Source organism: Psychrobacter sp. DAB_AL32B (assembly GCF_002224105.1).
Taxonomy (GTDB): Bacteria; Pseudomonadota; Gammaproteobacteria; order Pseudomonadales; family Moraxellaceae; genus Psychrobacter.
The window spans coordinates 1-10696 of the sequence record NZ_NEXU01000092.1 but is presented as its reverse complement, the minus strand read 5'-3'; the positions used below and the strand labels follow the sequence as shown (position 1 = coordinate 10696).

Here is a 10696-nt window from a genome sequence, read left to right as displayed (position 1 = left end):
GCTGTTCGCGCTTTATGATCATAAAGTTATGTTATGGCGAGTATTTGGGATATCAACCCGTTTGACCAATGGGGGGTTGAAATGGGCAAGCAGATGGCAGAGTCAGTTCATGACGCCATGCAGCAAGAGGGAAGTGTCCAATTTGACACTTCCACCAACCAGCTTTTAAAACATATTCAACAGTTGTCTTGATAGTTTTACTACGTCAATCATTATTAAAGGTAAAATCATGAGCGCTGATGTCATAGATAAACACACGTACACACCTGAACCAAATCCGCTTAATAATTCTCCTGTGAGTCCTACCGTCTGCGTCCTTATTGGTCATAGTATTGAAGCAGTTACCAGCGCAGTGGTGCTAGCAAGTTTAGGTCAGTGCGTTCACCTATATGCAGATAGAGCGTTATTGACGCAGCAGTTACAGCAATATGCTTTTGAGCATCATTTACAAGCATTATGGCAAATGTATGTGCAGCAGCAAAAAATCGTCATTTATGCGCTGCCTGACAGTGCTGATGCACTTATACAGTCCTATGAAGTTGTCAATCACAATGACGACCATAACAGTAGTCATATAAGCCATGACATTAATAACCAAAAAATAGTTGCCCTATATTGGCTATTTTTAGACAGTATTAAGTTAGCATGGATAGAAGATAGCTGGATTACCGCTTTCAATCATAGTCAGCAGCAGACGCAACCGCTGATTATGAGTGGTATTGAGCAGCTAGGCGCTATTGCCGCATTGGCACAGCGTTTAAAGCGTGCTTGGGTCTATTATTTACCGTTCGTATTTTTAAAAGACGGTGACGCTTATAGCTCGATGTTGCAGCCATCTTTATGGTTACTTGGTGAAAAAACTGCGGACAGTAGCCAGCATTTAGGTATGCTGCAACCCTTAATGCAACATGCTCGCGCGTCCCATCATGCTGATATTGCGACCATAGAGTTTGCCCGCAGTAGTATTATGGCGATGCTCGCAACGCGGGTAAGCTTTATGAATGAGATGTCGCGCTTGGCTGATAGTCAACAGGTTGATATCCAACAAGTGAGCCAGATCATGGCACTTGATGAGCGAGTTGGCAGTAGCTATCTGCAAGCTGGCTGGGGTTTTGGTGGCAACACTTTACCGACTGAACTGGTCAAACTACAGCAGTCGAGTCGAGAGCATAGCTTAGAGATGTCCTTATTACAGTCAGTCATGCACATCAATGAAGACCAAAAAGAGCTGATATTCCGTAAGTTTTGGCAATATTTTGATGGATTTATCGACAATAAGACGGTGATGATTTGGGGCGGTAGTTATAAAGCAGGATCGGGACGGACAGCGGAATCAGCCATTCATCCACTACTGGCGTTATTATGGTCTTATAATATCCGCACTCTGGTTTATAGTGATAAGGCGCAGGCTGAGCTTGCTGCCCTTTATGGGTCGCAGCCATTACTTCAATTGATTCACGGCCCTTATCAGCAGCTCAATGAAGCACAGGCGGTTTTTATCATCAGTTGGTCGCCACAAGATCAGCTGGATGTAGCAGCATTAAATCAACAAGCAATGCCTATATTTGATGCACAAAATGTATTAACACGAGCGCAAATTGACAGTCTCGTGGGTGATTATAGAGGTATTGGTCGCGCTAAATAATATGTTCTATCAACTATAAAATAATCCTATTCAGCTAAAAAATAAAAATATCTCAAAAGATCATAAGTGCTTAAATGACAATAAGCGCTTGTTAATGTCTATATTAACAGGCGCTTATTTTTTATAAATTGATCAATTTTTGCTCGATAAAGATAACTATTTAAGCAGGTATAGCACCTTGAGTCGCAAGCCATTGCTGAATCTCTTGTATCTTAGTTCGTAATAAATCTTCATCACCGCGACTTTCAATATTTAGCCTAATAAGTGGTTCAGTATTGGAGGCACGCAGATTAAAGCGCCAATCGCCAAAATCAAGACTTAGACCATCAAGCACCGATTTAGCTGGATGTTGCGCGCTAAATTTAGCTTCAATTGCGCTAATAATCGTCGGGGCATCATGGGTGGTAAGATGAAAGTTTAGCTCTCCTGAGCTCGGATACGCTTTGATGTAACCGCTGACCAATTCTGATAACGTCTTGCCTGTGGTTGATAATAACTCAATGGTCAGTAACCATGGAATCATACCGCTATCGCAATAGAAAAAGTCGCGAAAGTAATGATGAGCGGACATCTCGCCACCATAAATAGCGCCAGAATCACGCATGACGTGCTTGATAAATGAGTGCCCAGATTTACTGATGACCGCCTTGCCATTATGTTCTTTTATAACTGCTTCAGTGTTATAAATCACACGAGGGTCATACACAATCGACTCACCTGCATGTTTATTTAAAAACGCCTGAGCAAGCATACCGACAATATAACTGCCATCAATAAATTCACCATTTTCATCAAATAAGAAGCAGCGGTCAAAATCACCGTCAAAGGCAACACCAAGGTCGGCCTTGTTTTCTAGGACAGCCTGCTGGGTGGCAGCTCTATTAGCCAAAATCATTGGATTAGGAATGCCATTTGGAAAGCTGCCATCAGGTGTATGGTGCAGTTTAATTACTTCAATGGGCGCGCCAGCTTGTTTCAGTTTATCAATCAATAAATCAACCACAGGACCAGCACTGCCATTGCCTGAATTAATAACCAGCTTTAACGGTTTCAATTTATCGATATCTAAAAAGCTCATGACATGGTCGATATAGGCACTTTTATCAGTCAACAGTTGCAACTTTCCGGATGGTTTATCAGTGGTAAATTGTCCCGATTCTGCTAATGCTTGAATCTCTGCTAAGCCATCATCGCCACTAATTGGCTTTGAGTGTTCCTTGACCAGTTTTAAGCCATTATAATTGATAGGATTATGACTGGCAGTGACTTCGATACCGCCTAACGCTTGATAGTGACTGGTGGCAAAATATACTTCCTCCGTTCCAGTCATGCCCAAATCGATAACATCGACGCCTGCATCTATCATACCTTTGATCGTGGCTTGTTTTAATTGCTCGCTTGAATCACGGATATCGCTACCAATAACGATAGCAGGCACAAGATGTGCCATGGCGCTAATCACATTATCGATAATATCATTGTTGCTAGTATCATTATTGTGAGTCTCTACTACCGCCTGATCCTGATAGCGTTGAAATAAAATCTGTGCAAAGGCACGCCCAATACGATAAGCGATATCTTCATCGAGATTTACTCCAAGCTCGCCACGAATATCATAAGCCTTAAATGAATTGATAATAATAGGGTTAAATTCAGTGGCTGGTTGATAGCCAATAGTCGCAGAAGTGGACATGATAATGAGGTTCCTTGCGCGTGAGCAGTGGTAAAATGAGTAAGTAGTAACACAATTATAAGCCAATCAGCGTTCAATGATACACTAACTGCTCCATTGCTATGAACGCCGCTTTATTCTGCTGCCTAATCAATTAAAATATAAGAGCATTCTTTATGAGTATTCTAAAAAAACAAATATCAGCACCTACAGCTGTGCAAGGAACACCAGCTGCTAGCGGTGAATTGGGCGATTTATTGGCATTAATGGCGCGGCTGCGTAGCGATTGTCCTTGGGATAAAAAACAAAGCAATCACAGTCTCATTCCTTATGCGATTGAAGAGGCTTATGAGTTAGGTGAAGCGGTACAAAGTAATGATGATGAAGATATTAAAGGTGAGCTTGGCGATGTACTGTTACAAGTGGTGTTCCATTGTCAGATGTATGCTGAGCAAGGGCGTTTCGATATCAGTGACGTCATTACTACCTTACAAGAAAAACTCATTCGCCGTCATCCGCATGTATTTGAAGCTGAAACGCTTGAAGATGAAGCGGCAGTGAAAGTGCGCTGGGATGAAATTAAAGCGGAAGAGCAGCAAGCACGCGAAGCACGTGGTAAACCAAAACGCCGTTTAGATAACACCAAAGCAGGTAGTGCACTTATGCAGGCACAGGATGTGCAAAAACAGGCTTCAAAACTGGGTTTTGACTGGGAAGGTGTCAGCGGTGCATTTGATAAACTTGATGAAGAAATAAACGAGCTGAAGGCTGAGATTGTAGATAAGTCTAAAGATGAGATAAACGCCAATATTGCCGATATTGAAAAAGAGCTGGGTGATTGTATGTTTGCGCTGGTTAATGTGGCGCGCAAATTACACCTCGATGCAGAAACAGCGACGCTGACTTGTGTGCATAAATTTAAATCACGCTTTGGCTATATTGAAGAACAGTTAGCCGCCGCGGGTAAGTGTCTAGAAGATAGTGATATAACTGAAATGGACGTGCTGTGGGAAGCGGCAAAACAACATGAACGCACATAATAGATCGTCACTCACGCATTTGATAACGAGCACAGTTCTCTATTTAGCGTGCATTTTCCCCATGTTGCTTAATAACGCTTATGCTGCGCTGTGTTTTGATAATGCCCAAAGTGCTTATAAATACCTTTTGGAACAAGAGACGACGCTGACCCAAGCGCGTACGCAAACAGGTATTAATATCAATCGGGCGACAGAAGGTGAGCTGACAGCGCTGAATGGAATTGGCAGCAGTAAAGCGCAAGCCATTATCCTATATCGTGAAATGTTCGGTAGCTTTAAAACGGTTGATGAATTAACTAAGGTGAAGGGGATTGGTGCAAAAACCGTTGAGAAAAATCGTGGACGTTTAACCGTGCAAGATTAATAACTGTATTTTGCTTTAATTAACCCCAATATTGACAAATTAGCATGTAAGTAAATGTCTAAATACACCCAGCAAGCTTAAAATTTGTTAAACTAGCAGGTACATCCGCCTGATAGACGCTGTGTTCGTCAGGGTTGGTTAAGAATAAAGGCAAGGAGTAGATGCATGGCCGAGCGTGCCGCCAAGCAGTTAGAACTGAATAAATCTGAATTACCCAATTCCATTACTGAAGTAATTGCCACCCTAACCCGAGCTGGGTTTGACGCCTATATCGTCGGCGGTGGCGTGCGTGATACCTTGCTAGGTCTGCGTCCAAAAGATTTCGATGCAGTCACTGATGCCAAGCCTCATGAGATTAAAGATGTCTTTGGTAAGCGCTGCCGTATTATCGGCCGCCGTTTTCAGTTGGCGCATGTGTACTCTGGGCGTGAGCTTATCGAAGTGGCGACCTTCCGTGGTCCACCTATCAATGATTCCAATACCAATCAAGATGGTATGATTCTGCGCGACAATGTCTGGGGCGATATCAAACAAGACTTTGCCCGTCGTGATTTTTCTATCAACGCCCTTTATTATCAACCGCTTAAAGGTGTGGTTCATGATTTTTGCGGGGCGCTTGAAGATATTGATAATAAAATTATTCGCTTATTAGGTAATGCACCGACGCGTATTGAAGAAGATCCGGTCAGATTGTTGCGTGCTTTGCGCTTTAAAGCTAAGTTGGGCTTTGAATTTGATAAAGAGCTGTCCGAGCAATTTCATGATGGCAACTGGGCGCTGCTAGAACAAATCTCTCCGCATCGTCTTTATGACGAAACGCAAAAGATGTTTACCGGTGGCTATCTAGTACCGTTATTGCCATTATTGTTTGAGTCAGGTGCGATTGATAGCTTAATTATTTATCCGCCCTCTGAGCCTAGTGCTTTAGTACAGCAAGTGGCTATTAATACTGATAAACGTATTGGCGCTGGTAAAAGTATCAATCCGGCATTCTTTTACGCTGCTTTGCTGTGGGAAAATTATTTACATCAATTAGAAAAAGCCAAAAAGCGCAATATGCCTTTTGCGGACGCGCAAATGCATGCAGCAGGCAAAGTTATTGATCGTCAACGTATTAAGACCGCCATTCCAAAATTCGCTGAACAATTTATCCGAGATATCTGGATATTACAGCCAAAATTAGCGGCGCCGCGTAGCAAACAGATTGTACAGTTGTCTGAGCATCCACGCTTTCGTGCCGGTTTTGATTTCTTGTTATTGCGCGAGCAATGTGGCGATGCTGAGCATCCATTATCTGAATCGACCAATGGTATGGGCGACTGGTGGCAGACCTATCAAACTTTGTCCGAGCAGCAACAAGATCAAGCCATTGACGATTTTGATGAAAATATTCGCCGCGGTGCCTATAAACAAGGACAGCGTGGTCGTGGACGTAATCGCCAAAATACTCAGACTTCGAGCGATACTGCCAAGGTGAATCGAGTAGATAGCGATATCCAAGCATCTGACCATAATACTACTAGAGCGACTGCTGTCAATGACGCTTCAAATGTACCGTCACGTCGCCGCCGTGCCAGTCAGCATACATCTGCTAACCAAAAAAATAAAGGTTATAGCGCGCAGCAAGTCACACAAGACAATAATGAGCTGGCACAGCTGCAGCAATTGTCTTTGGCTAGCTATAATGATGGCACTAACCAGCAGCATACGCCAAAACCTGCGCCGCTGTTTGTTATAGAGCATGGCAACGTTGTGCCGCCTCTTAAAAAGCAGCTACCAATTGCAGAGAAGGCGAAGTCTAAGCCTACTCAAGCGCCTATGCAGCAAAACGCATCGGCCAAAAAAGCATCAACAGAGACTCAATCACAGAAACAAGAGACAAAAGCTGTTGCTAAAGTGCCTGCTGCTAAAGGAGATTCAAACAATCTCTCGCATAATAAAGTAGCAGTAGAGATTCAGTCATCTTCGAGTGGCGCACGTGCTGTATCCTATGAGACTCGTACAGTAGCACAGTCCCCTGCACTCGTAAGCATGAATAATGAGCCGATACCGCATAAACGCCGTCGTCGTCAGCCTACTGTGATTGAAAGTGCTGACATTGTAGCAGAAGCTAGCAGTGCCAAAAAAGCAACGGCAACAGATGCTAATAGCAATGAGAAAGCAGCTGGCAAGTACGCAAAAAAAGCGCCTAAGCCGGTCACTCACTCTGCCGATGAAGTGGTTAATAAGGCTCAAAAACCCGCTAAAGCATCAACTGCAAAGCCTGCTAAAACCAGTCAAGTTGCCAGTCCAACAGTTGTTAGTAATATGAATAATAGTAAAGGGCCTGTGCCATCGAAGCGTCGCCGTCGCCAGCCAAGCGTCAATGACGTTTAACGTCGACAACGGATATGAGAGTAAAGTGATAACGATGAACACGCGCTTTAATGATACTGATGTTGATAGCAATAATATCGCCACTTGCTCTTGGATTACCTGCTATGTGGGCTTGGGCAGTAATTTAGCAAATGAGCTTGGTTCGCCGGTAGAGCATTTACAGCAGGCACTTGAAGTGATGCAAGAAGATGAAAAAGTGCGCAAGGTGCGTGTTTCTTCATTCTATGCATCAGTACCGATGGGACCACAAGATCAGCCTGACTTTGTCAACGCGGTCGCTGGTTTTGAAACCATATTCACGCCGCTTGAACTGCTGGCATTTTGCCAACAACTAGAGCAGCAAGCCAAACGTGCCCGCCTGCGCCATTGGGGTGAACGTAGTCTTGATGTCGATATATTACTATATGGCGACGCACAAATCGCAGAGCCACAATTGACAATACCGCATGCTGGCTTACATGAGCGTAATTTTGTCTTGATACCGCTACGCGAGTTAGCGCCAGAGCTAATCATTACTGGCAAGCCAATAACGGATTTTCCACACAGTAGTGATTGGACAGGCTTAAAATTATTATCAAATAATGAGCTAAGCCGTAATCAAATATAGATAAGCCAATCGTTAAAGCTATTGATGCTTGATGAATAGTCATAATTATTATAGTTAAAAGTATTGAGGGTGATATGACAACGTTATCTACTTTAAATAAATTTAAAAAAGACGGCACCAAGTTTACTTGCCTGACCTGTTATGACGCGATGTTTGCGCGCATGATGGAAAAGGCACAAATCGATACGATTTTGATTGGTGATAGTTTGGGCATGGTGGTGCAAGGCCATGATTCAACGGTGCCCGTCACCGTCGATGATATGGCTTATCATACGGCCAATATCGCGCGTAGTAACAAGCACGCCCTCATTTTAGCTGACCTGCCATTTATGAGTTATGTGACTCTGCCAGAAGCGGTTACTAATAGTCGTAAGCTGATGCAAGCAGGCGCGCATGTGATTAAAATCGAAGGCGGTAGTGAGCTTTGCGAGTTGGTGACAACATTGGCGCAAGCAGGCACGCCAACTTGTGTGCATTTAGGATTAACACCACAGTCAGTCAATGTGTTTGGCGGTTATAAAATCCAAGGTCGCGGTGATGAGGCTGGCAAGAAGCTAATAGAAAATGCTAAAGCTGTGGTTGCCGCAGGTGCTGCCCTTTTGGTACTAGAATGCGTGCCTGCTGAGCTGGCCAAAGCCGTAACAGAAGCGGTTGCAGTGCCAGTAATAGGCATTGGGGCTGGTGCAGATACGGATGGTCAAGTATTGGTCATGCATGACATGCTAGGTATGGTACATGGTCGCGTTCCGCGCTTTGTTCATGATTTTTTGACCGATGAGCGCAATACTGAGCATAGTATCGAAGGCGCATTTGCCCTTTATCAGCAATCGGTACGTGAAGGCAGTTTCCCCACAGAGCAGCACCAATTCAGCTAGGCTGATATAACATTCTAGTGTTTATGCTTATAAGTAGAAGACTATTTAACCATGCCCATTATTCATCATCATATCTCAGCGTTGAGAGCGACTCTACAGCTTTACCGTGCTAAACAACAACGCATTGCTTTAGTACCAACGATGGGAAATTTGCACGATGGTCATCTAGAGCTGGTAAAAATAGCCAAACAGCATGCCGATATCGTGGTCGTTAGTATCTTTGTTAATCCGACTCAATTTGGCGTTGGTGAAGATTTTGACAGCTATCCACGCACGTTAGATGACGATGTCGCAAAACTGGCAAACGTTGGTGCAGATTACGTGTTTGCACCGAGTATTGATGAGATGTATCCCGTATTACCGCCGCCTACATCAGTGCGCGCAGGGGAGATTACCCGTCAGTTATGTGGTCAATCACGTCCTAGCCACTTTGATGGGGTAGGCATCGTCGTCTCTAAGCTGTTTAATATTGTACAACCTGATGTGGCTATTTTTGGCCAAAAAGACTATCAGCAGTTAGCGATTATTAAGCAATTGGTTCGTGATTTGAGTTATGCCATTGATATCATTGGCGCGCCTATTGTGCGTGCTGCTGATGGCCTAGCACTATCCTCTCGTAATCAGTACTTAAGCGAATCTGAGCGCCAAACAGCGCCTATTTTGCAGCAAGAATTGCAGTATTTAGCCAAAAAAATTGGTGACGGAAAATATGAGCAGCAAGGGTTTGAGGAAGTTTTAGAAGAGTCTCGCCAGCGCATTACCCGTGCAGGTTTTATTATTGATTATCTAGAAATAAAAACGGCTGAACTGACTGCTATCGCTCATAAGCATGCAAGCGTCAGTGATAATCAGACGTTTGTTATTTTGGTTGCTGCATGGTTAGGTCGTGCGCGCTTGTTGGACAATCAGTTAGTGACGGTCAAGCAGCCGTTATGACACAGTAATTTGCGGGATGCAATTTATTAGGATGACGGAACATGAATGTAAGTAATGACGGTAATAACGATCAAGCAAAGCAAATATCAGCTAATGATCGGTTGAGTATATTGGTCGTGTCAGGACGTTCAGGATCAGGTAAAACCTCAGTACTAAATATCCTAGAGGATTTAGGCTATTACTCTATTGATAACCTACCTTTGTCATTGGTTCCTGAAGCGGCACAAAAGCTGGTTTGTGATAGCGGTATTAAACGCATCGCACTTGGCGTCGACATTCGTACGCCGCGTGCTGATTTATCGAATTTTGCTGCAACTCATGATGTTTTAAAGCAAACCTATGGCGAAGACGCGGTCACAGTGATGTATGTGACGGCACAAGAGGAAACCTTAGTTGCGCGCTTTAATGCCACCCGCCGCATTCACCCTTTGATGGTACAAGATACCAAAGGCGTAGAGAATACAGTTTATAACTTACCCGCGGCAATCGAAAAAGAAATCAAGCTTTTGCAGCCGATATTTAAACAGGCTGATATCAAAATAGATACCAGTATGCTGAATATTCATCAGCTAAAAGAGCGCCTTCGTGATTATGTCGGCGTTGATAATCAGATAGTCATTAATCTGTTATCTTTTGGTTTTAAATACGGCAGCCCTATCGATGCAGACTTTGTCTTTGATGTCCGGATTTTACCCAATCCGCACTGGAATCCGACCCTGCGAGCTGCGACTGGTCTTGACGCCGAAGTGGCTGAGTTTTTTGCCGATTATCCGGAAGTGTCGGAGATGACTGAAGATATCGCCAAATTCCTCAATCGGTGGTTACCGGATTTTTTACATAATAACCGTCATACGGTAACGGTCGCTATTGGCTGTACGGGCGGCAAACATCGTTCGGTGTTCATTACTAAGCATTTACAAGATAAGCTGACAGCCAGCCTACCTGAGGGCTTGACCGTTGTTGCCAAGCATCGCGAAAAGCATCGTTGGTAGTAGTTAGTAAGCGCGGACAACACGCTGTTATTTTGAATTGACTGTATAAAAAGCATTATTAACTTTATTATTTATTATCTCGAAAACGGAAAGCTTTTATGATTGACTGGTCAGAACATGATATGCGCGTCTCGCGCACAGAGCTTAAAAAATCTCATGAGCGCTTGCAACAGTTGTCGATACCGCTTG

9 protein-coding genes and 2 pseudogenes are annotated in these 10696 nt (G+C 43.7%); 10 read left to right on the top strand and 1 reads right to left on the bottom strand.

Annotation, left to right across the window (positions count from 1 at the left end; genetic code table 11):
* Both CAN34_RS11160 and CAN34_RS11155 read left to right on the top strand, forming a co-directional pair.
* Positions 1–192, top strand: a pseudogene (locus CAN34_RS11160) (glucose-6-phosphate isomerase); the annotation flags it as partial.
* Positions 193–229: 37 nt separating this feature from the next.
* Positions 230–1645, top strand: a complete 1416-nt coding sequence (locus CAN34_RS11155) for a UDP-glucose 6-dehydrogenase (RefSeq protein ID WP_089555724.1) — start codon at positions 230–232, stop codon at positions 1643–1645.
* A gap of 160 nt (positions 1646–1805) precedes the next feature.
* Here CAN34_RS11155 and CAN34_RS11150 read toward each other — a convergent pair whose 3' ends face one another.
* Positions 1806–3338 carry a phosphomannomutase CpsG gene (locus CAN34_RS11150; RefSeq protein ID WP_089555723.1) on the bottom strand — a complete coding sequence of 511 codons (1533 nt, stop codon included), beginning with the start codon at positions 3336–3338 and terminating at the stop codon, positions 1806–1808.
* 155 nt (positions 3339–3493) lie between these two features.
* Between CAN34_RS11150 and mazG the strand changes: the two genes are divergently transcribed.
* From mazG to CAN34_RS14535, 8 genes and pseudogenes are all read left to right on the top strand, one after another.
* On the top strand, positions 3494–4357 hold the full coding sequence (gene mazG, locus CAN34_RS11145) for a nucleoside triphosphate pyrophosphohydrolase (protein WP_089555722.1): 864 nt from the start codon (positions 3494–3496) through the stop codon (positions 4355–4357).
* Positions 4358–4418: 61 nt separating this feature from the next.
* Positions 4419–4721, top strand: a complete 303-nt coding sequence (locus tag CAN34_RS11140) for a ComEA family DNA-binding protein (protein WP_254423175.1) — start codon at positions 4419–4421, stop codon at positions 4719–4721.
* Between the two features lie 165 nt (positions 4722–4886).
* On the top strand, positions 4887–7097 hold the full coding sequence (gene pcnB / locus CAN34_RS11135; RefSeq protein ID WP_089555720.1) for a polynucleotide adenylyltransferase PcnB: 2211 nt from the start codon (positions 4887–4889) through the stop codon (positions 7095–7097).
* Positions 7098–7131: 34 nt separating this feature from the next.
* Entirely contained in the window at positions 7132–7704 is a 573-nt protein-coding gene (gene folK, locus CAN34_RS11130) for a 2-amino-4-hydroxy-6-hydroxymethyldihydropteridine diphosphokinase (protein ID WP_089555719.1), read from the top strand.
* 74 nt (positions 7705–7778) lie between these two features.
* Positions 7779–8579: a 3-methyl-2-oxobutanoate hydroxymethyltransferase gene (gene panB, locus CAN34_RS11125; RefSeq protein ID WP_089555718.1), complete on the top strand. Its 801-nt coding sequence runs from the start codon at positions 7779–7781 to the stop codon at positions 8577–8579.
* A 51-nt stretch (positions 8580–8630) separates the two neighbouring features.
* On the top strand, positions 8631–9515 hold the full coding sequence (gene panC, locus CAN34_RS11120) for a pantoate--beta-alanine ligase (protein WP_089555717.1): 885 nt from the start codon (positions 8631–8633) through the stop codon (positions 9513–9515).
* A 41-nt stretch (positions 9516–9556) separates the two neighbouring features.
* Complete coding sequence (gene rapZ / locus CAN34_RS11115; protein WP_089555716.1) at positions 9557–10507, top strand: RNase adapter RapZ; 951 nt, start codon at positions 9557–9559, stop codon at positions 10505–10507.
* Between the two features lie 98 nt (positions 10508–10605).
* Positions 10606–10696, top strand: a pseudogene (locus CAN34_RS14535) (ribosome biogenesis factor YjgA); the annotation flags it as partial.